Origin of the sequence: Bacillus benzoevorans, from assembly GCF_014207535.1 — a bacterium.
Lineage (GTDB): Bacteria > Bacillota > Bacilli > Bacillales > Cytobacillaceae > Bacillus_BD > Bacillus_BD benzoevorans.
The window spans coordinates 571127-592874 of the sequence record NZ_JACHGK010000001.1; the positions used below are offsets into that span (position 1 = coordinate 571127).

The following is a 21748-nucleotide window of genomic DNA, read 5'->3' on the forward strand; positions in this document are numbered from 1 at the left end:
GATAAATTATAATAGGTCTGTATTTGTTATATTTTGAAGTTTCAATGTATTATAGCACGAAAAATGGCGAAAGGAGGAAGAGGAATGGAATATGTTTATTGGGGTTTAATCATTCTTGCATTTATTATTGCTTTTGTGGGTTTAATCTATCCGGTAATCCCGAGTGTTATGTTTATCTTACTGGGTTTCCTGTTATATGGCTTTCTGTTTTCCTTTGAACCTTTTAACTGGTTTTTCTGGTTAGTTCAAGGGCTATTTGTTATTTTACTGTTTGGGGCCGATTATATTTCCAATATGATTGGTGTCAAAAAGTTTGGCGGCTCGAAAGCGGGGGTTTGGGGAAGTACAATTGGACTGTTAGTCGGTCCGTTTGTCATTCCTTTTCTTGGAATTATTCTAGGACCGTTTATCGGTGCTGTGATTGCAGAATTACTTGTGCATAGAATAGGATTTAAGGACGCAATCAAAATTGGCTTTGGTTCTGTTGTTGGTTTTATCAGCAGCGTCATTACAAAAGGGATCATTCAGGCAGCCATGGTGATATACTTTTTCTTTTTAGTGTAATGCCATTCCTGCAGCAGGGAAAAGAACATACCTGAATCCAGCACTATTCCAAGCGCAAAGGATTCAGGTATGTTCGTTAATTTCCGTTTTTAATGGTGGGTGATGGTTGAATATTATAAACCTTTGAAAAGGGAGGAACGGATTCAGTCAGCCAAATATTACCGCCGATAACGGAATCATGACCAATCGTAGTATCGCCCCCTAAGATTGTTGCACCAGCATAAATGACAACATTGTCTCCAATATTAGGGTGCCGTTTTAGTCCTTTAATCGGCTTTCCTTCTTCATCAAGCGAAAAGCTTTTTGCCCCCAGCGTCACACCTTGGTAGATTTTGACATGATTTCCTATTGTACACGTCTCACCAATGACGACTCCTGTGCCGTGATCAATAAAGAAATGATGACCGATTTCTGCTCCAGGATGGATATCGATTCCTGTTCGCTGATGAGAGTATTCGGACATAATCCGCGGAATGATCGGAACATGCATTTCATATAACTCATGGGCAATTCTGTGTATCGTAATAGCCTCAATGGAAGGATAGCTTAGCAGAATTTCCTCTGTTGTCACAGCAGCTGGGTCTCCGTTATATGCTGCCTCAATATCAGTTTGTAAGTTTTGCCGGATTTCCGGAAATTTATTGATAAGTTTTATGACGATATCAGTTGCTTTTATTTTACATTCTTCACATTCATCCTGGGATTTATCTTGAATGTCAGTGTTATTGACTAAGGCCTTCTTGATCAGATCTCTCAATTCTAATGCCGCAGTGCGCAGATTATTCCCGATGATAATATTAACCTTTGTTTCATCAATCGGATACTTTTCATATACTCCTGGAAATAGTGAGGAGCGGAATTGATGGAGAATTTTATATATTTTTTCTTTGCCTGCGAAACCAATCGTTTTGTCAATAAAAAAATGACTGTGATTGATACTTTCCAAGGATTTTGAAATATTCGGTATTTCATTATTAAGCCATTCATTAAGTTTCATGTTGAGCAACCCTCCTGAACAAAATAATACCATAATCTTAGGAAATCAGGGCTAAAATATTGATGAAAAATACTTTGTTATTTTTGTAAGTGTTGGTAATTGAACGGTTTTATAAAGGGAAAAGAAGGCTTAATAAAATGGCAAACATTTAATTAAGCCTTCTAATATTAGTATCTGTTATTTACTCCATGAACTAGTGTTTCGTGATTTGAATGAATCATGGGTTATATCCCGATATCCAGCAGGGATTGATGCCATAAACGTTTCGCATTGGCAATCAGGGTCTGTGTACCGGCGATAAGGATGGTATCGACATCCTGATCTTCTTTCGCTAATGCAATGGCATTTACTAACAGACTGGTTTCAGCGGAAGCAGGCAGCAAGGACTTTGCGTACTCCCCGGCATCTTCAGGAAAAATTAAATGAGAAATATCAGGTTTTGTCACGATAATCTTAGAGGAAAACTCTGATAATACTCTAATAACCCCTTTATAATCCTTATTGGCAGGTACTCCAACGATTGTTACAATTTTGCTGCTGCCAATACTTTGAAGAACATCCTGCAAATAGAGTGCCGATTGCCGGTTTATCGTACCATCCAAAATCACGGTTGGATCATGATCGATGACCTCGCATCTTCCCGGCCATTGCAGAGTTTGCAAGCATTTCGCTAATGTTTCATAAGGGATTGGACCATTTATGATGTCCTCGCATACTTTGACCGCAGTTGCTGCATTCACAGCTTGAAAACTTCCCAAGAGAGGGAGATTAAGATTTTGATAGGAAGCGTTGCTTGTTTGAATATTGAATTGAGTTCCTTTAGGACTCAGCGATACATGGCTGGCCAAAAAGTCCATATTATAATAGGCTTTTTTCACAGCAGTGAGTTTCTTTAGCTTTTCCTTTATGATAGAAAGGGTCCCGATTTGTTCGCTAATATAAACCGCTTTTGTATGCTGTTTCACGATGCCAATCTTATGGGAAACAATATCCTCAAGCGTTGGTCCCAGATTGGGTATATGTTCTTCCATGATCGGGGTAATCACGGCATATTCATTATGTAAAATATTTGTATCATCAAATTGTCCGCCTCTGCCACATTCGATGATATTGATATCGGTCCCGTTTTCTTTAAAATATTGTACGGCAATGGCCAAATTAATGCCGATTGGACCAATATATTGATCGGGAGGAAGTTTTTCCTGTATCGTCCGAACAGGTTCCAGTATTTGATTGCTTAAACGGATAAAATCTTCATCTGTTATTGCTTTCCCGTTTATTCTAATCCTTTCGTTAAAATGAACTAAATGCGGTGAGGAAAATAAACCGACTTTAAAGCCTAAATGTGCCAGGATGGAAGAAATCATCCGGGAGGTTGAACCTTTCCCTTTACTTCCTGTAACAAGAATATATCTTTGTCCCTGATCAGGAGACTGCAGGAGATCAAAGAGTTGCCTGGTTAACTCCGGTTTTCTTACTTTTTCGTCATTTTTCTCAAGAACATTTCCGATAGCCCTGATATATGAGTGATAGATAAGGTCTTCAGCTTCCTTCATTGATTTAAGCAAAATAATTATCCCCTTGATTGATGATATTTTTAATTCTTCCGACTAAATAAAGCGACCCAGTCACTAATACGGTCCCATTAATGTTGGCGGCATTTTGATAAAGATACTGTAAGGATGACTCGATATTTTCAAATGTCCGATAGTTTACATGTCCTAATGTATCTAGTTGAGAAGTGATTTCCGAAAAACTGACTCTTCTTTCAATAAAGGGATTGGGTACTAAAAGGATTTCGGTCCCTTCGAGATAAATTGATTGCATCATATCGCGAATATCCTTATTGGATGAAACGGTCATGATTATTTTTGAAATGTCTAAATTCAATGTTTGAATATTCTTTTTCAGGGTCTCAAGCTCCAGGCTGTTATGGGCTCCGTCAAACAAGAATGAAATCCCATGATGCCGGACCATCTCCATTCGGCAGGGGATAGCAGTGTGCTCGATTCCTTTTCTAACTTTCTCCCACGCAAAATCATATCCCAGCTGCGAAAGGCACTCGATAGCAGCAAGTGCATTCGAAGTATTCTGAACCTGATGTTCGCCGAGAAGAGGCAGAGAGATCTCATTTAAAATAAGGTCCATTCCCTTATAATCAAATTGATTACTTTGAACACTTGTACGAACATTTTCGGAATGGTAATCTCTTTCATAAAAAACAAAGGGTTGATTGGCTTCCTTTTCTTTTTCTTCTGCAATCGTCCTGGCAGCAGGATTTTTCATGCCGCAGACAACAAATTGAGTCTCTTTCTTCACGATGTGCAGCTTATCCTGTGTGATTTCTTCGATAGAGCTTCCTAATAGATGACAGTGATCAAGTGTTATTTCCGTTAAGATGGCAACGATCGGATTGAAAACATTCGATGGATCGGAAGCACCGCCGACGCCATTTTCAAAGATGACAAGCTGAATATGATGGTTTGTGAAAAAAAACAGTGCGATTAACACCATCACATGCATATGCCCAATCTCTTGAAAACGGGGATAACTGCGTAATCTATCGGCGATATCGAGTACTATCTGTGAAAACTCTTCCTCGTTGATTTGCCCATCATTCATACGGAATCTTTCTTCATATTTAGCCAGATGAGGTCCGGTGAAGACACCGTGTACGATTCCGTTTTCATGAAGCATATTGGAGAGAAGAAATGTTGTAGATCCTTTGCCGCATGAACCGGCAATTTGAACAAATTGGAACTCATCCAGATTGATGGAGCAATGCTCTAATAACTCATTCATAATATGAAGATGGTGCTCATTTCTTCGATTAATGGTACGCTTATAAAATTGGCTTAAATATTGGATGGCTTGTTCATAACTATTCATCATTAGGACTCCTATTTAAGTTTCTAAGATAGTTTTTCTAAAATAATTTTTCTTCCTTATTCTAGCATATAAACCATTTTAGCGTCATTATCGGTCAAAATGGTACCAGTAAAATTAATGATGCAAAAAAGGGGCTCGTCGTCTGAGGATATAGAAGAATTTGACTTTTTAATGCAGGGAAATCCAGTATTTTATGAATTTGAGAAAACATTAGAGGGGGATATCCCCTCTAATGTTTTGCATCAAGCTAGGCGTTTAATGAACTTCCTGCAGTTTTTTGCGTTTTTACACTATCTTTAAGCAGATTTATAAAATATAAAATCAACACGAGGGAAGAGATTAAGGAAATGGATCTAGTGATTTGAATATATACAATATCAATTATACCGGCATCGAGGAGAAACAAGAAGATATAAGTGCCTCCATAGAGCAGCCCAAAAATGAATCCTAAAATGCCAATCACTTTATAAGATGTTTTATGTTCCTTTTTAAATAAAATAAGCATAAAAGATGCAATCGCAATAGCCCCAAGGAAATGCAACAAGTCGGAGATAATAAATAGTCCTGTAATAAGAGTTTCCCCTGCAGCTTCAAAATCAATCAGAAAATAAGTAAATCCATCCACTATTTTCCCCGCGAGTCTTAATACAAATCCAACCATAATCATGAAAAAAAGCTTTTTATGATGAAAATAAATACCTTGTTTATAAAGAAATAGGATAAATAGAAAGAGAAACAAAGCTTGAGTGATATTCAATATATCAGCTGTAACAAAAATGGAGTATGCTTCTACCCGGTTAATGAGTAAATCATTCACAATAAAGAACAGCATCAATAGAAACCAGATGATGCTTCCGCTTAATCCGAGCATTGCAGGGTTAGCTAAAGGTTTGTCAGTAAGATTGGTTAAAATTGAGGTGTTGCTCGAATGAATAGTGTTCCCCGATCCGCTTATTTCATTTTTCTTCCTCATCAATAATTTCCCCCTTTAATGAAGACAGAGTTGCTGTCAACTGTTTTGACTCCAGATGCAGACAATCCCGTTAACTATTTATATGTGCATAACAGCGCTGTCTTTACCATTATTGTAAATGAGTTTGATAGTAAATTGATTATCTAATTCTATATATTGTAAAAAGTTTATCCTATGGATAACGACTTAATTTTAAAATTGTCACAATTCAACTCTTTTGCATCTATTTACCTATACAGAATTCTTCATTATAATAAAGATAAAATAGTAAAAAAGTCACTTTCTTCCGCTTGCTTAATTAGGACAAAGGGGGGTGTGGATATGTCTGATTTTCATTCGAATGAACAATTTCTAGATATGTATATTTTTGAAACTGCGCAAAATATTGAACAAATTGAAGAAGCGATCCTCTCCAGCGAGGAATATGACGGTTATTCCCTTGAAGTGATCAACGATATATTCCGCCATATGCATACGATCAAAGGTTCATCAGCGGTGATGCATTTTGAGCATATATCTACACTAGCTCATGCCATTGAGGATTTGTTTTTCTTTATTCGCGAAGAACAGCCGCAGAATTTGGATACATCCAGTATAAATGACCATATTCTCGCCGGGGTAGACTTTATTAAGGTTGAACTAGAAAAAATTAAGAATGAGGATGCAGCAAATGGAGATGCCGGCAATTTAATCAGCCATATCAGAAATTTGCTGGAAGTGTTAAAAGGAAATGGCATTTCCGCTCCCCCGGAAAAAGCTGAACGATTAGAAAACCATATTACTTCAGATTGTTATGAAAGCGCTCTCCAATCCTTACCAAAAAACATCTTCAAAGCCACTATCTTTTTTAAAGACGGCTGTGAAATGGAAAATATCCGTGCCTTTGCTATTATCAGCCATCTTAAGGAATTTATAAAAGAAATATATCATCTCCCAAAAGACATCATTGAAGATGGAGAGAGCGTAAATATCATAAAAGATAAAGGATTTGTTATCTATGTAAAAACAGAACAGTCCTATGAAGAAATGTACGATTTTTTTATACAGACCATTTTTTTAAAGGAACTGCGGCTGGTCGAACTCGAAGACGATCAGGAAATTAAGAGACTCTTTGCAGAAGAAAAAAAGCCTGTACAATATGACAATCCCATTAAAACGGCTAAGGCGGTCCTTCAGGAGGAAAAGGAAGTTCATTCCTCTCATGTTCAAAGTATTATCAGTGTTAATGTAGCCAAATTGGATAAACTGATGGATTTAGTTGGAGAAATGGTGATTGCGGAAGCAATGGTCATCCAGAATCCGGATCTTGAGGGGTTGGAGATAGATAACTTTCACAAGGCTTCAAGACACTTACATAAAATTACGACTGAAATTCAAGATATGGTGATGTCGATACGAATGGTACCGCTTGCCAATACATTTCATAAAATGCACAGAATTGTCCGGGATATGGGCAAAAAGCTGGGGAAGGAAGTAAAACTGCAGATTATTGGGGAAGAAACGGAAGTGGATAAAAATATTATTGAACATATTTCCGATCCGTTAATGCATATTGTCCGTAATTCAATTGATCATGGGATTGAAAACGGAGAAGAAAGAGAGGCGAAAGAAAAGCAGAGAAAGGGTACGGTTACCATTGAAGCGAAAAATTCAGGCAGCGATGTACTGATCATGATCAGTGATGACGGAAAAGGGCTGAATAAGGAAAAATTGCTTGCACGGGCAAAAGATCATGATTTGATATCGAAACCAGAAAGTGAATTAAGTGTTAAAGAGATTTATAACCTTATTTTTATTCCGGGTTTCTCTACGAAAGAGAATATTACTGAATTTTCCGGCAGGGGAGTAGGGATGGATGTTGTGACCAGGAATTTAGAAGCTGTTGGAGGATCAGCTTCGGTTGACAGCCTCGAAGGGGCCGGGACAACGATTACCTTAAAAATCCCCCTGACCTTAGCCATTATTGACGGAATGAATGTCCGAGTCGGAAACTCCCGTTATACGATACCGATCACGACCATTAAAGAATCATTCCGGCCAGAAAAGAAAGATATTTTCACAGATCCGGATGGCAATGAAATAATCATGGTACGAGGAGATTGCTATCCGATTCTCAGACTGCATGAATGCTATGGAGTCCATACTGAAATAACAGATTTTATGGAGGGCATTTTCATCATGGTCGAACAAGACAATCACATCCTATGTTTGTTTGTCGACGAATTAGTCGGACAGCAGCAAGTAGTGGTCAAGACCCTGCCAGATTATATTAAAAACAAACGGAAAATTCAGGGGCTTGCAGGGTGTACGCTGCTCGGAGATGGAAGCATCAGTTTAATCCTGGATATTGGAGGTCTTGTCAACTTAAAGGTGCAACAGGCGATTATTACTAGCTAGGATGAAATCACAGTTTTTAACTTCATTCAGCAGAAGTCATCAACTTCTATAAGTGGGAGATGAATGCAAAAAGTTTTCCAATCAGTGGGGGTCCAAATCCCGGCTGAATGAAGTTAAGCCTCCGGCGGATGCCTCGATTTTTTAAAGGAAATTTTTCGAGCGAGCTCGAAAAAAATCGGGCGCAAATTCGACGGGGCGAATTTGATAAAGGAGCTGAGATGGTAATGAGCAAGGTAGAAGTGCGTGAGCTTCTTGAAGAGGAGGAAGACACACAAAAAGGGAGGTTTTTGACCTTCGAGTTAGGCGAAGAATCCTATGGAATTGAAATTAAGTATGTAACTGAAATTATCGGACTTCAGCCTGTAACGGAAATTCCTGAACTGCCAGATTATATTAAGGGCATCATCAATTTACGAGGTACAATCATCCCTGTTATGGATGTAAGACTCCGCTTTAAGAAGCCATTTCGGGGATACAATGATCGGACTTGTATTATTGTGGTTAACATCGGTGAGATTTCAATAGGACTTATCGTTGACAGTGTTTCGGAAGTTCTTTCTATACTGGATGAAGAAATCGTGCCACCTCCTGAAGTAAACAAAACAGGCAATAAATACATAAAGGGAATTGGCAAGGTTGGAAGTGGTGTAAAGCTGCTGCTTGACTGTATTAAACTGCTGGACGAAAACGATGTTGAAGAATTAATCACTTTATAGAAAGAAGGGGTAAGAGGTGAACGGGTTTCGAAATCTGACCATAACCAAAAAGCTTTTCGTGACTTTTCTATTTGTTACAGCTATTACAGGAATCATCGGTATTGTTAGTGGGGCAATCATTGCAAGGTACACTGAAGAAATGAGCATGTTAACCGTACTTTACTCCCTGCTTATTTTAGTTATTGCCATCGCCATTTCTACATCTATCGGAATGGTTACGGCAAAAATAATCAATAAGCCGCTAACCATGTTAACTGAATCAGCAGACAAACTTGCTGCTGGTGATTTAAATGTGCAGCTTGAGTATAAGGCTAAGGATGATATAGGCCATTTGATCTCATCATTCTCTAAAATTGTTCATAATTATCGTACACAAGCCGAAGCGGCAGATAAAATTGCTGCCGGGGATTTAAATATTGATATGAAAGTACTATCAGATAAAGATATTCTCTCAAAGAGTATCAAAAATGTGATTGAAACACTGCGCCAGCTGATCGCGGAAATGGAGAATATGTCTAACGAGCATGATGCCGGGGATATCGATGTATTTGTTTCAGAAAACCGTTTCCAAGGGGCATACAAGACAATGGCTTCGGGTGTAAATAAAATGGTACAGGGTCATATCAGTGTGAAGAAGAAAGCAATGGCCTGCATCGCAGAGTTTGCCAGAGGGAATTTCGAGGCTGAACTGGAAAAATTTCCTGGTAAAAAGGCATTTATCAATGACAATATCGAAGCACTGCGTAAGAATCTAATTGATGTCAATACTGAGGTTCATACGCTGATCATCGCCGCCCAAGAAGGAAGATTAAGTGAAAGGGCAAATGCACAGGCTTTTCATGGAGATTGGTCAGCATTGATGAAAGGTTTGAACGGTCTGATCGATGCTATTATTGAACCGATAAATGAAGCTGCCGGCGTACTTGATGAATTATCAAAAGGTAATTTACAGATAAGCGTGAAAGGAAACTATAAAGGGGATCATGCGAAAATTAAATACGCCTTAAATGACAGCATCAGTACATTATCCTCCTACGTGAATGAAATTTCCCATGTACTGACTGAAATGGCCAATGGAAATTTGGATGTGCTGATTACAAGAGAATACAGAGGGGATTTTGAAGATATCAAAGTATCATTAAATAATATTGACCAAGCATTGAATGAAATGATGTATGAAATTAACAGCGCCTCCCAGCAAGTAGCATCAGGTTCCAGACAGTTATCTGATTCAAGCATGGCTCTGTCGCAGGGAGCTACTGAACAAGCCAGTTCCATTGAGGAATTGACCGCTTCACTAGAGGAGGTTTCATCGCAAACAAAGGAAAATGCCGAAAATGCAGGGAATGCAAATAACCTTGCCATGGACGCGAAAGCCAATGCCGAACAGGGAAATATCCAAATGGCAGAAATGCTGAAAGCGATGGAAGAAATCAATATTGCTTCCGGCAATATTTCCAAGATTATTAAAGTGATTGATGAAATAGCCTTCCAGACTAATATTCTGGCATTAAATGCTGCAGTCGAAGCAGCAAGGGCCGGACAGCATGGCAAAGGATTTGCTGTAGTGGCGGAGGAAGTTAGAAATTTAGCTGCTAGATCAGCAAATGCCGCGAAGGAAACAACCGATCTGATTGAGGGCTCAATTCATAAAGTAGAAGATGGAACGAATATAGCGAATGAAACTGCTGCTGCCCTAAACAAGATTGTTGCAGGGGTTGCAGGCGTAGCGAATCTGGTCGGTAATATTGCAACGGCTTCGAACGAACAGGCTTCAGCTATTGAGCAAATAAATCAAGGGGTGATGCAAATATCTAAGGTTGTTCAAACAAACTCAGCCACTTCGGAAGAAAGTGCTGCGGCAAGTGAAGAACTGGCGAGCCAGGCAGAAATGCTGAAAATACAGGTAACAAAATTTAAGCTTAGAAAAATAAATGGCTATGCGGAAAGCTACAAAGGATTACAGGAAATAAAGCCTGAGGTAATGAAGAAACTTGAACAAATGAATGAACGGAGAAAGCCAGATCATCAAAATGATTCATTTGCTGAAGTTGCAGCTGCGAAACAGATTGTTCTAAGTGACAGTGAATTCGGGAAATATTAACAAACCATAGAGAGATGGCCATTCTATACGTCAGAATGTGTATCATCTCTCTATTTATTTATCTACTAGTGTAAGGCAGGGTCATTGATGATTACGATTACTGATAAAGAATTTAAACAATTAGCCGAATATATAAAAGTAAATTATGGTATTTTTTTAAAAAAGGAAAAGAAGGCACTTGTCATGGGCCGTCTGCAAAATGTCCTGCAAATGGAGGGATTTACAAACTTTACTGATTATTATCAATATGTCATTGCCGATAAAAGCGGCTCCGCTGTCAATACGATGATTGATAAAATTACAACCAACCATACATTTTTTATGCGAGAGTCCGATCATTTTTATTTTTTTAGGGATCAGGTCCTTCCCTTTCTTAAAGCGACCGTTAAAAATAAAGATTTGCGGATATGGTGTGCAGCTTGTTCTTCCGGGGAAGAAGCTTATACTCTTGCAATGATTATTGATGCTTTTTTTGCTGAAGAGAAAAAGACATGGGATACGAAAATCCTGGCCACTGATATCTCCGACCAAGTACTCCAAATTGCTAAACAGGGAGTTTATAGCAAAGAAAGTATCGATCAGCTTCCCTCCCATTGGAAATTGAATTATTTAGATAAATATGATCGGCAAAATTATAGGATAAAAGATAAAATAAAGAGTGAAGTCATTTATCGGAGATTCAATTTAATGGATCATCTTTTTCCTTTTAAACGAAAGTTTCATGCCATTTTTTGCCGAAATGTGATGATTTATTTTGATTATGATACAAAAATAAAACTGGTCAATAAGTTTTATGACCATTTAGAGACAGGAGGTTACTTGTTTATTGGTCATTCAGAATCTCTGAATGGGGGCGGTACGAAATTTAAATATATAATGCCAGCGGTATATAGAAAGGAATAATGAATACACTCCGCAGCAAGCGAGGTCATTGGAATGGGAGTAAATCGTAAGATAAAAGTATTAATTGTAGATGATTCTCTTTTGTTTAGAGAAGTGTTAGCCATGGGTTTATCAACTGATGCGAAGATTGAGGTAGTTGCTAAAGCCGTAGATCCATTTGATGCAAGGGACAAAATACTAGCCTATCATCCTGATGTCATGATTTGTGATGTGGAGATGCCTAAAATGAATGGAATTGAGTTTATTAGAAGGCTTCTGCCGCAATACAAATTACCTGTCATTGTCGTAAGTACGGTAAGCAGTTCAGTATTTGATGCTATGAATGTCGGTGCAGTGGACTTTGTTTCAAAGCCGGATATGTATTCCCGCCATAACGTCGAGGATTTTTTGCATGATTTAATCACAAAAATAAAAGTAGCTGCCATTTCAAAGGTGACATTGCCAAAAGCGTTTTCTCAACAGCTAAAAGGGACCGTTAAAGAAATCAACTCCAGCCGGATTATTGCGTTTGGCGCGTCTACTGGAGGAACAGAGGCTCTTTTCAGTGTTTTACATAGTCTTCCTCCGACAATACCCGGTATTTTAATAGCCCAGCATATTCCGCCTGTTTTCTCAAAAATGTTTGCTGAAAGAATGAATAACATGACCCAGTTGAATGTTAAGGAAGCGGAGCATGGGGATTATGTAGAGCAGGGAAAAGTCTTGGTTGCACCAGGTGGCAAGCATATGAGGATAAAAAGAATAGGATTGCAGTATAAAGTCGAAGTTCAGGAAGGCGATAAAGTGAATGGTCACTGTCCCTCTGTAGATGTGCTTTTTGAATCAGTCGCAAAAGAAGCTGGAAGCAAGGCAATTGGTGTAATTCTTACAGGCATGGGAAACGATGGAGCAAAAGGCCTGTTATCAATAAGACGAGTGGGCGGGAGGACTATCGGACAGGATGAAGAGTCTTCCGTTGTTTATGGAATGCCGAAAGTGGCACAAACTATCGGTGCTGTCGAGAAACAGGCCCCACTTAATCGAATTCCTCAGTTGTTATTATCTATGCTCTAAGTAGTTTCATCAACCGAAAAGCAGGGAGAGAACGTATTCCCTGCTTTTTTATTCTTTTAGGATTAATTGGAAAAGCTGTTTTTCTATATTTCTCTCATATTCATGCAGAGACCAACTGTCAGGTATAACAAAAAATCTGCTGCCGCTATGTTTTAAATAATGATAAATGATTTGTGCCTCATCTATTTCATCCTTACTTGTTCTATGGGGATGGTTATCATGGGAATGAATCTGGTTCTTAATTTCTTCCTTAAGAATCTCTAAATTCATGCTTTTTAGAACGTATTTCTTGCTAAATATAATCTGGTTTCTATAAATCAAGAATAATTTTATCGTATTTGGGTTTAAGAGTTCGGCTGCAATAATATGGTTATTTTCTTCCGTAAACTGGATGATATGTTCTTTATGCAGGAGTGATTGGATAGCGTTCATACAATCCCTCCATTTTACAGCTTCTTCAAAGTGGCAATTTTCAGAAGCAGTCACCATTCTCTGCTGCAGCTCTTCAAGAATCCCTATGTCAGTACCGGCAAATAGAGCCATTAATTTTTCAACAATCCTACGATACAAATTGATTGCGGATCCTCCGCGGCACATACCGATGCATAAGTGTAAAGAATAGTTTAAGCAGGCGGAACCTTGATTTGCCGGAGCACTGCAATTGATTTTATAAAAGTCTTTTATTCCTTCTACTGCTCGTTTCACAGTATTCTTGTTTGTAAATGGACCAAAATAATAATAACCGTTTCTTTCGATTGCTTCATTTGTGATGACGATTTCTGGCAGACTGCTATTCATGTTGATAGAGATATAGACATATGATAAAGGGTTTTTCATTAGCGAATTATAAAATGGTTTTAACTCCTTTATCAATTGGCATTCAAGCATAAAAGCCTCGAATTCCGTATCAGTCTGGATAATGTCAAAATCCTTTATTTGCTGAACGAGCTTCATGACCTTTGGAGAATGATTGATAGAGTGATAGAAATAGGACTGTACTCTCCGTTTTAATATTTTCGCTTTTCCCACATAAATGATACTGCCTGTGGAATCTTTCATTAGATATACACCAGGAGATAAGGGAAGGTTTTTAATCTTTTCTTTTAGATTCACCATGATATTCACCTTTCAAACATTGTCTCATTCTAAGAATCTTATTCTGTAAAAAATTATACCAAAGATCAAATGAACAATAGATGAACAATTTCTTTGCAAATCATCATCAAGTGAGAGCCTTTATAGCATTTTCAATGGGTAATGAAAAAACGGGAATATTGTACTAATTATCAGATAATTCACAAAATATAGAACAGAATCGACTTAACATTATAGTAAATCTACTATTTGTACGTTGTTTAAGTTTCAAATAGATTGTGAATGATAGTGAAAACAATCCTTTTTTACTAATAGTAACTTTTGTTTATAGGAATAAGGATGTTCGATTAAATATCCAATTTAGGTAATATAGCACTGTCGAAAATTACGATCTATAAATATTTCTTTGAAATAGACGCATTTATTAAAGGATATTTTTATATAATAAAAAATTTTACTATAATAACATTTAAAATCAATTGACTATTATAAGGATTATAAATATACTGAAAAAAGTAAAAGTGAATTAAATATTTCAGGAGGTGGAAGTTAGTCTTACCAATTAACAGATTTGACTGGATGCAAGGGGTGACTTTCATACGTAGTTTTGTATCGGAAATCATAAGAGTCAGGCGTTATTGGTCGAGAACTGCTGTTATAAAATATTAGAATTTGTATCCTTTTTATTTACTGAATTTTCTAAAAATTGAAAAAATAAAAAAATTGGAGGAAGTTTGAATGGCAAGAATTAATCCAACTGAAGTAATTGGAAAAAGTAAGTTTAATCGGTTTCATGTAGCATTGTTTATTTGGAGTTTTATGGTGATTTTATTTGATGGTTACGATTTATCGGTTTATGGAACTGTATTACCGGTATTAATGGAAGAATGGAAATTAGATCCGGTCGTTGCGGGTTCAATGGGAAGCTATGGGCTCTTTGGAATGATGTTTGGTGCCATTCTATTTGGTATACTGGCAGACAAAATAGGTAGAAAGAAAGTAATATTAATTAACGTCGCAATTTTCAGTTTATTCACATTTTTGTGCGCATTTGCAGATAATGCTACTCACTTCTCTATCTATCGCTTTATTGCAGGTTTAGGACTTGGCGGTATTATGCCGAACATTGCTGCATTAATTACAGACTATGCTCCAAATAAAATGAAAATTAAATTAGTCTCTCTTACATTAGTAAGTTTTGCTGTCGGTGGAGCAATGGCACCAACTTTAGGAGTTCTATTAATTCAAAACTTTGGCTGGCAATCCGTGTTTTGGGTAGCGGGTTCACCGTTATTAGCCCTGCCATTCATGATGGCACAGCTTCCTGAATCCACAAGCTATTTGGTTAGAACGAACAAGAAAGAAAAACTATTTGCTACACTTAATAAAATCAATCCTGCTTTAACATTTAATGCAAATGATGAAATTGTAGAAGAAAAAGTAAACGTTACAAAAGTTCCTGTTGTTGGGTTGTTTAAAGAAAACCGTGCATTAAGTACTGTGGCATTCTGGTTTGCTTTCTTCTGTGCTTTACTAATGGTATACGGATTAAACACATGGCTGCCTAAGTTAATGATTGCGGCTGGTTATGGACTAAATTCAAGTTTAACATTCCTTATTGCTCTTCAAGGCGGAGCGGTTATCGGTATTCTTACTCTTAGCAGCCTTTGTGAAAAATATGGTTCCAAACGCGTACTTATTCCGACTTATATTGCCGGTACCATTGCTTTATCTTTACTAGGTTTTGGCGGAAATTCAGTTGTTATTTTCATCTTAGTAGCCATTGCGGGTGCAGCTACAACAGGTGCACAAGTATTAATTCAAGCCTATGTAACATCTTTCTATCCTTCAGAAATGAGATCAACGGGGATTGGGATTGCTTCAGGTGTAGGACGATTAGGAGGTATGCTTGGACCGATCTTGGGCGGTTTCCTTTTAACTCTTACATTGCCTAATTTCATGAATTTTGTGGTATTTGCTGTTGCCGGACTAATTGCTGCCATTTCAATTTCTCTAATCCAAGATAAGTATTCTACGTCAAATGTTCTGAATCAGGCTGAGTCAAATCTCGCTGATGCAGAGAAAAAAGGACAAAAGGCAAGTGCTTTAAATTAAACGATAATTAACATTTGAAAAGCTTGAAGCGAACCTCTTATTGGTTCGCTTCAAGCATTTTTTCATGTTGTTCTCGATTTTGTTCTTCCCCATCCTTTTCTTCTATCATTTTTGCATTCCCCTTACACAAGGTAATTCCTGACCATATAAAGGAAACGCCTCCAAGAAAATGTGCTGCAATCAAACCATATGGAATCCAGATCATGAAAGGTGCAAGTAAGAGCAAGGCAGTGCTCCATCTTGAAAGAATTCCTTTCCATAATGAGAGCCCTGAAAAAATCAGGATGCCTGATAACATCGAATAAATTGCAAGGTGTTTCCCATATTCCATACTGTGTAAAACGATATTTGACAAGTCCGGAATATTTTTAAAAAGATCAAAATAGACAAATGTTTGAAACCAATGATAGCCAATCCAGAGATATAGGCTGATAGATAAAAGGAGAAAGCTAAAGAGACCATAGCCGCCAAAGTCTTTGTACTGAATAAGGTAGTGTCCAATTAGTCCAATGGCAATAAAGATAAATGCCAAAAGATAAAAATAAGCCGCGATAAATGAATGTGGATCTAAATGAATCCAGGGCTGCACTAAAGTAATGAGGAGCCCGCCAATAATGGAAAACCAGCCAAACACCCGAAGCATTTTCTCAAATGTCAACACATCACCCCTTCCGTGGAGAAACTCCTTTTAAATAAGGATATGCTCTCAGTAGAAAGATAATGAATCCCGTAAAAAAAGCGAATGGCATGTGCTTCTTCTAAATAACGATTAAATGTTTCATTTAAAATATGTAAAATAGATATATCTTTATTGTATTCCGAGCAGATTAGTTGTATTTTAATAAGGAGCGAAGATTACAAGAAGGGTGATGAAGATAATGAATATCATAGATGTCATTCAAAAAAGACGGGAAATAACCAAGTATCAAGATAAGCCAATAGTAAAAGAGGAACTTGAAAAGCTATTGAATGCAGGATATTTGGCCCCAACAGGAAATAATTTACCTTCAAGGGAATTGATATTAGTCACTAAGCGTGAAACTTTGCAGCACTTATCTCAATCTACTCCTTTTGTCCCCTGGCTTAGGGATGCTCAAGCGGCAATCATTATCACCGGCCGGCCTGATATAAGTAAATATTGGCTGCAGGATGCTTCTATTGCAAGCGGGTTCATTTGGTTAACGGCAGTGGATTTAAATATTGGTGCTGCATTTGGTGCTGTGTACCATGCGGACGATGCGGCTGAGTCTAAGAATAGAGAAGATTTCGTTCGTGATGCCCTTGCCATTCCAAGTGATCGCCGTATCATTGCCATTTTAGGTTTTGGTTATCCTGAAGAAGAACCGCCAGCGAAAGAATTGCCGCCAAGGGAATCTATAATTAATTATGATCAGTTTAATATTTAGATAATTGCAGGAAAGCATAAAGTGCTTTCCTATTTTTTGCATACGCAAAAAAATTGGCGCAGTGGTTTAACGTTCATACATATGCTGAAAATAAAGGTGTTTGATTGTAAATAGGTTCATATAATTTAAATGAAGAGGGAGATATTCAGTTGTAACACTTCCTCCATCTAAAGAAAGAAGGTGGCTGGTATGTCTTTCGCACATTTCAATGAGATTTATGAAATATGCAATGGAATGCTGAAGAAGGATGAAGCAGTTGTGAAGACGAAGCCAAGGATGAAAAAAAGGTATGTGATGAAATCCCGTCCTGTTAATCAGCGGCAAAAACTCAAGGATGCAGAGGACGAACATGGGAAAGGAAAGTGTTTTTTTTATGTATAAGAAGATAAATAGACAAAGGAAATCCCCAGTCATTATTAGAATGGCGGGGATTTATTTATTACAGCTAACGCAAGGGATAAAATTAGCCGCTCTTCACGAAGAAATGAAATGGAGAAAGACTGTTTGTTTAATATATTACCATATCGAATATGGCCGAATCGGATAATAGGACATCTATCATCTATATGTAAAAACACCTTATATTGTGGGGTTAGAATCAAAACCACTCGTTATGGGGTCAAAATGATAATATTTTCCCGAATAGAAAATTAATGTGATTTGTTCAAGATATGTATCATAAACTGTTTTCGAGGGGGAGACCTTTAGTAAAGCTTCTAATTCTTTGAAAGTAGGTGGCGAGTTTGTCTTTCGCACAATTTGATGATATTTGTGAAATTTGTTACGGAATGATGGAGGAGGAAGAAACGGTAGTAGAAGAGAAAAGGACTGAACCGGAAAAGTTAGATAGGAAAGTTGGACTTTCGAATGGTAAGAAAAGGAGGGAAATGACAGCAAGGGAAATAGTAAAAGAAAAAGAGAGACAGTTAATCTATAAATAAGGCAAGGGGATAGTTCTCTTGCAGCTTCACAAACATAAGTACCAAAGGGAAGTAAGAGAACTGTCCCCTTTTAGCTTCTTTTCCTGAGAAACACCCTGTTTTACATGCAGAATCTGACGGGAATGCTGCGCAGTAGTACAAGCTGGGCAATGTGAAGAATATATAAGAAGCAGGGACTCCTGCTTCTTTTTCGATTGAAAAGCTGACATCCTTCTCCTAGGCGATAAGTGAAATGATGGCAATGCTGATAAAGGCAACTACAAATGAGTGAAGACCGTTTGCCCCTAAGCCCACACTTCTTCCTGAAAGTCTGGAAAAACGGCTGACCAGCAGATTGAGTCCTGAGAATGGACTAAGAGACATAGATATTGCCCAAGAAAGAAGAAGAATCAAGGCCACTGCCAAGTTGCTGACTCCTAAATCAACTACGCTAAGCTGCATGGCTAAAGCTCCGATAACAGCAATTTGGTGAATTCCTATATAAGTAATGCAAAGAACGATCAAAATGAGGGCAAAGGCAAATAAGAAAAAGGATTGATTAGCTAGTCCGGCAAGAAGGTCACTGACACCATTCATTACCGTTGTGCCTTTTAAGGAAAATGCCAGCATGCCTGCGCTCATAAACAAGACAATTTCATTGCTCATTAACGGAACATTTCGGTCTCGGAAATCCTTTAGCAATGGAGGCATTCGTTTCCAATTTCCCCGCTTCACCGCAAATAATAGCGGTACAATAACTGCCAATAAACAAACGATCACGATCATGGACCAATTGGTTAGTTCTTCAACTAATAGACAGACCCCCATTAGACAGGCCACGAATAAAATTAGTTTGATCAGCTGATAGCGGTCTGCTTTGTCTAAAGGTACGATAGCGGCAGAGCTTCCTGCGAAAGGATGTCTTCTTTCCCAAAGAGCAAACAAGAGGTTCCCGATCACGAGCGAAAGAATGGAGAAACCGAGACCATATAGAATAAATTCTTCGTAAGAGATATGCAGATAATGGATCATTAAGGATACGGATGCAAAATATGGCGACCACATCGATGCCGTAGCAAAGCCGACTACATAGCTTTTCGCCGTTAACGCTGATGGCAGCTTTAAATCCTCGAGAAACTCATTAATAATTCTGACAGATGCTAAATTTAATATCGGGCTCAGAAAGAATAGGGTTCCTGTAATCCCGGCATACATTTTTTTCGGCTGACTAAGCAAATTATGCAGTAAATGAGAAACTGATTTAAAAAAGCCTCCTATTTTCAAAGGGATGGAAAGAAGCGGAGCGAGGGTAATCAAACAAAGTAAAGGAAGGATTAAAAAGATCCCTTCGCTGATTCCGCTGAAACCCGTTCCTTTCAACAGCTCAACCCCGATTCCAACTCCCATCATCACCAGTCCGAGTATGCCCGGCATGCGGTTTGCGTTTAAAATACTGCCGATAAAAGCGAATAGAGCCATGATGACAACAAGATATTGCAGCCACTGAAATTGCGCGAAATATTGCACTAAAAATAAAAAACACATACTTAATATGAGATAACTTCGCAAGGTAAACTCCCCCCTTTACCGAAAGCAAGGATGGCATTTGCCTTGCTTCCTATTACTCATTGCAGGATGACCTCCACTCATTGAAGGAAGAGAGGGGAGCCATCCTATAAAATTTTTACGTTAAACTTTTTCGGGCAGACTGTTTTCTTCAGCTGCAATATGATGGCTCGTTTTCTCGCCAAATGCACCGGAACGCCAGATTTGCAGGCATGAAATCAGCATCAGAATACTAGCTAATGACAATGCCCAAAAGCCTGCGGTAAAATCACCAGTCCATTCACGCAAGACACCAAAAACTTCAGGACCAATTAATACTCCCATATTTTCGCCAATGATGACAATCGACATCGCTATCCCAATGGTTTCTTTTCTTTTTGCCAAAAGCGGAGCAGCTCCAAAGACAATCGTCGGAGTAAATCCTGCAATCAGGCCTAAAACTGTGGCAATGATATAAAACATTACGACTGAACTTGAGTTAAAAAGCGGCCAGACAAGGATAAAAATAACTGCCGGCACGGCAAAAATCCCGAGATGATTTCCGCATTTTTTTAATAGAAAGCCCGAATAGATATTACTTATCATTGTAAACAATGCTACTATACTTGGAATCAATGTCGCAATAGTGAGATTCATAGAAGTTGTTTCCGTTAAGTAAGTAGAAATCCACGTATTAAAGGAAAAAAAGGCAAAGGTAAAGGAAGTAAAGGCAAGGGCTGCCCACCATACATTTTTGTTTTTTATCTCACTTAATAAAACCTTCTTATCAAGTTTAGCAGCTTCCGCTTGTAAGGCATCCTTTGGGTTTTGTTCATGTTTCGGAATCATCTTTGCGTAAAACAGAAATCCTGCTATAAGTATAACCATAAGGGCAATCCAGAATATGTCTGAACCAAATGTTAAGACAAATTTTGGAGCGGATAGAAACATGATTAAACTGCCGACTGGAATCCAGGTCGACCAAATTCCCATAGCGACACTTATCATTTTCGCCGGAACGTAATGACCGATCGCAGATGGTGCGGCAACCGATACAAAACCGAAGCCAATCCCTGCAATAATTCTTCCTAATAATAGGAGCGGAAAGTTATTGGCCAGCAAGCAGACAATAATACCGAAAAATAAAAATCCGATTCCCAATAAACCGATTTTACGAACACCGTACCGCCCGACGATAAACCCGCCGGGAACCGCTGCTAAAACAGTTGCTAAAGCGAATAAAGACATTAACAGTGCCGAACCTGTGTAAGTGACTTCATATTGATCCTTTACTAAAGGTAAAATGGGTGGAATTGAAAATTGTACAATGGTCGCTAATACACCTGTTGAAAAAGCCGCCCATAGAATCATCCATGCTGAACGTTTCAATTGAATATCCTCCTCCTATTTTTAAAAATTCAAACTATTCATAACAGAAGTATATCCTGCAATGATGATAACGTCCAATTTATTATAATTATCATTTTGATACCCCTTCGTTATCAAAGTAGTGATTCAGATTCAAAAACAAGATTCGGATGTTTATTTATTTTTTTATAATCTTTTACTGTACAAAAGAGTAAGAAATGCTTAAAATTGTAGTTAACATATATAACACATTGGAAAGGTTGGTTATTATGGTGGAATTTCCTCGTTCAATTCCTCGTCCTCTGGTGAAAATAAATCAGTGGGTGATTGTGATAAGTGTATTAGTAACCTGGCTGACTGGAGCCGCATGGTTTCTTTTGATACCGTTAATTGCGGGACTCTCTGGGATCTTATTTGGATATAACCCGATTATGCAATTGGCAAAAAGATTTCTTAAAAAGCCGAAGGAAAGTTATATTCCGGAAGAATGGGGGCAGCAGCAGTTTAATCAAAAGATTGCTGTATTCTGCCTAGGTGCAGGATGGTTAAGTTTTCTATTAAATTGGAATACGGCAGGGTATATCTTTACAGCGATGGTTGCCATTGCGGCATTTATCGCTATTTTAGGATTTTGCATTGGCTGTTTTATCCTTTTTCAGTGGAAACAGTTTCAATACAGAAGGACACAGTCATAAGAAGTAAA

General features: G+C 38.0%; 18 protein-coding genes and 2 pseudogenes. 12 read left to right on the top strand and 8 right to left on the bottom strand.

Features of this window, described 5'->3' with window-relative positions:
- Positions 1 to 84 precede the first annotated feature (84 nt).
- A complete protein-coding gene (locus tag HNR53_RS02870) occupies positions 85 to 564 on the top strand; it encodes a DUF456 domain-containing protein (protein WP_184522550.1) in 480 nt (159 codons plus the stop codon).
- 76 nt (positions 565 to 640) lie between these two features.
- Here HNR53_RS02870 and epsC read toward each other — a convergent pair whose 3' ends face one another.
- The 4 genes from epsC to HNR53_RS02890 form a co-directional block, all read right to left on the bottom strand.
- Positions 641 to 1561: a serine O-acetyltransferase EpsC gene (gene epsC, locus HNR53_RS02875; RefSeq protein ID WP_184522552.1), complete on the bottom strand. Its 921-nt coding sequence runs from the start codon at positions 1559 to 1561 to the stop codon at positions 641 to 643.
- A gap of 224 nt (positions 1562 to 1785) precedes the next feature.
- A complete protein-coding gene (locus HNR53_RS02880; protein ID WP_184522554.1) occupies positions 1786 to 3129 on the bottom strand; it encodes a bifunctional folylpolyglutamate synthase/dihydrofolate synthase in 1344 nt (447 codons plus the stop codon).
- Complete coding sequence (locus tag HNR53_RS02885; RefSeq protein ID WP_184522555.1) at positions 3122 to 4453, bottom strand: bifunctional folylpolyglutamate synthase/dihydrofolate synthase; 1332 nt, start codon at positions 4451 to 4453, stop codon at positions 3122 to 3124. The genes HNR53_RS02880 and HNR53_RS02885 overlap by 8 nt, the downstream gene beginning before the upstream one ends.
- Before the next feature lie 244 nt (positions 4454 to 4697).
- A complete protein-coding gene (locus tag HNR53_RS02890) occupies positions 4698 to 5423 on the bottom strand; it encodes a hypothetical protein (RefSeq protein WP_184522557.1) in 726 nt (241 codons plus the stop codon).
- 321 nt (positions 5424 to 5744) lie between these two features.
- Here HNR53_RS02890 and HNR53_RS02895 point away from each other — a divergent pair, with 321 nt between their 5' ends.
- The 6 genes and pseudogenes from HNR53_RS02895 to HNR53_RS02915 all read left to right on the top strand — a co-directional run bounded on the left by HNR53_RS02895 (position 5745) and on the right by HNR53_RS02915 (position 12596).
- The gene (locus HNR53_RS02895; protein ID WP_184522559.1) at positions 5745 to 7820 is read left to right on the top strand and encodes a chemotaxis protein CheA; all 2076 of its coding nucleotides are present in this window, start codon (positions 5745 to 5747) and stop codon (positions 7818 to 7820) included.
- Between the two features lie 224 nt (positions 7821 to 8044).
- On the top strand, positions 8045 to 8536 hold the full coding sequence (locus HNR53_RS02900; protein ID WP_184522561.1) for a chemotaxis protein CheW: 492 nt from the start codon (positions 8045 to 8047) through the stop codon (positions 8534 to 8536).
- Positions 8537 to 8747: 211 nt separating this feature from the next.
- Positions 8748 to 9689, top strand: a pseudogene (locus HNR53_RS23605) (HAMP domain-containing protein); the annotation flags it as partial.
- Positions 9690 to 9950: 261 nt separating this feature from the next.
- Positions 9951 to 10640, top strand: a pseudogene (locus tag HNR53_RS23610) (methyl-accepting chemotaxis protein); the annotation flags it as partial.
- Positions 10641 to 10727: 87 nt separating this feature from the next.
- A complete protein-coding gene (locus HNR53_RS02910; RefSeq protein ID WP_184522564.1) occupies positions 10728 to 11543 on the top strand; it encodes a CheR family methyltransferase in 816 nt (271 codons plus the stop codon).
- A gap of 33 nt (positions 11544 to 11576) precedes the next feature.
- Positions 11577 to 12596: a protein-glutamate methylesterase/protein-glutamine glutaminase gene (locus HNR53_RS02915; protein WP_184522566.1), complete on the top strand. Its 1020-nt coding sequence runs from the start codon at positions 11577 to 11579 to the stop codon at positions 12594 to 12596.
- 48 nt (positions 12597 to 12644) lie between these two features.
- On the opposite strand, the gene HNR53_RS02920 is transcribed toward HNR53_RS02915, so the two are convergent.
- A complete protein-coding gene (locus HNR53_RS02920) occupies positions 12645 to 13712 on the bottom strand; it encodes a GIY-YIG nuclease family protein (RefSeq protein ID WP_343065255.1) in 1068 nt (355 codons plus the stop codon).
- Positions 13713 to 14429: 717 nt separating this feature from the next.
- Here HNR53_RS02920 and HNR53_RS02925 point away from each other — a divergent pair.
- On the top strand, positions 14430 to 15806 hold the full coding sequence (locus HNR53_RS02925) for an MFS transporter (protein ID WP_184522568.1): 1377 nt from the start codon (positions 14430 to 14432) through the stop codon (positions 15804 to 15806).
- 37 nt (positions 15807 to 15843) lie between these two features.
- Here HNR53_RS02925 and HNR53_RS02930 read toward each other — a convergent pair whose 3' ends face one another.
- Positions 15844 to 16464: a hypothetical protein gene (locus HNR53_RS02930; RefSeq protein ID WP_184522570.1), complete on the bottom strand. Its 621-nt coding sequence runs from the start codon at positions 16462 to 16464 to the stop codon at positions 15844 to 15846.
- A 220-nt stretch (positions 16465 to 16684) separates the two neighbouring features.
- Here HNR53_RS02930 and HNR53_RS02935 point away from each other — a divergent pair, with 220 nt between their 5' ends.
- The 3 genes from HNR53_RS02935 to HNR53_RS02945 all read left to right on the top strand — a co-directional run bounded on the left by HNR53_RS02935 (position 16685) and on the right by HNR53_RS02945 (position 18153).
- Positions 16685 to 17212 (top strand): nitroreductase family protein, encoded by a 528-nt coding sequence (locus HNR53_RS02935; RefSeq protein ID WP_184522572.1) that lies wholly within the window; start codon positions 16685 to 16687, stop codon positions 17210 to 17212.
- Positions 17213 to 17401: 189 nt separating this feature from the next.
- Complete coding sequence (locus tag HNR53_RS02940; protein WP_184522574.1) at positions 17402 to 17593, top strand: hypothetical protein; 192 nt, start codon at positions 17402 to 17404, stop codon at positions 17591 to 17593.
- A gap of 362 nt (positions 17594 to 17955) precedes the next feature.
- Positions 17956 to 18153, top strand: coding sequence for a hypothetical protein (locus HNR53_RS02945; RefSeq protein WP_184522576.1), 198 nt, complete (start codon positions 17956 to 17958; stop codon positions 18151 to 18153).
- A 216-nt stretch (positions 18154 to 18369) separates the two neighbouring features.
- Here the strand turns inward: HNR53_RS02945 and HNR53_RS02950 are convergent, their stop codons facing one another.
- Entirely contained in the window at positions 18370 to 19701 is a 1332-nt protein-coding gene (locus HNR53_RS02950; protein WP_184522578.1) for a hypothetical protein, read from the bottom strand.
- 120 nt (positions 19702 to 19821) lie between these two features.
- A complete protein-coding gene (locus HNR53_RS02955) occupies positions 19822 to 21066 on the bottom strand; it encodes an MFS transporter (RefSeq protein WP_184522580.1) in 1245 nt (414 codons plus the stop codon).
- A 248-nt stretch (positions 21067 to 21314) separates the two neighbouring features.
- On the opposite strand from HNR53_RS02955, the gene HNR53_RS02960 reads away from it, so the two are divergent.
- Positions 21315 to 21740: a DUF4395 domain-containing protein gene (locus tag HNR53_RS02960; protein WP_184522775.1), complete on the top strand. Its 426-nt coding sequence runs from the start codon at positions 21315 to 21317 to the stop codon at positions 21738 to 21740.
- The last annotated feature ends 8 nt before the right edge of the window (positions 21741 to 21748 follow it).

Coding starts and splice junctions, on each gene's coding strand:
- HNR53_RS02870 (WP_184522550.1), top strand. CDS start 85: ATGGAATATGTTTATTGGGGTTTAATCATTCTTGCATTTATTATTGCT.
- epsC (WP_184522552.1), bottom strand. CDS start 1,561: ATGAAACTTAATGAATGGCTTAATAATGAAATACCGAATATTTCAAAA.
- HNR53_RS02885 (WP_184522555.1), bottom strand. CDS start 4,453: ATGATGAATAGTTATGAACAAGCCATCCAATATTTAAGCCAATTTTAT.
- HNR53_RS02890 (WP_184522557.1), bottom strand. CDS start 5,423: ATGAGGAAGAAAAATGAAATAAGCGGATCGGGGAACACTATTCATTCG.
- HNR53_RS02895 (WP_184522559.1), top strand. CDS start 5,745: ATGTCTGATTTTCATTCGAATGAACAATTTCTAGATATGTATATTTTT.
- HNR53_RS02900 (WP_184522561.1), top strand. CDS start 8,045: ATGAGCAAGGTAGAAGTGCGTGAGCTTCTTGAAGAGGAGGAAGACACA.
- HNR53_RS02910 (WP_184522564.1), top strand. CDS start 10,728: ATGATTACGATTACTGATAAAGAATTTAAACAATTAGCCGAATATATA.
- HNR53_RS02915 (WP_184522566.1), top strand. CDS start 11,577: ATGGGAGTAAATCGTAAGATAAAAGTATTAATTGTAGATGATTCTCTT.
- HNR53_RS02920 (WP_343065255.1), bottom strand. CDS start 13,712: ATGGTGAATCTAAAAGAAAAGATTAAAAACCTTCCCTTATCTCCTGGT.
- HNR53_RS02925 (WP_184522568.1), top strand. CDS start 14,430: ATGGCAAGAATTAATCCAACTGAAGTAATTGGAAAAAGTAAGTTTAAT.
- HNR53_RS02935 (WP_184522572.1), top strand. CDS start 16,685: ATGAATATCATAGATGTCATTCAAAAAAGACGGGAAATAACCAAGTAT.
- HNR53_RS02940 (WP_184522574.1), top strand. CDS start 17,402: ATGTCTTTCGCACATTTCAATGAGATTTATGAAATATGCAATGGAATG.
- HNR53_RS02960 (WP_184522775.1), top strand. CDS start 21,315: ATGGTGGAATTTCCTCGTTCAATTCCTCGTCCTCTGGTGAAAATAAAT.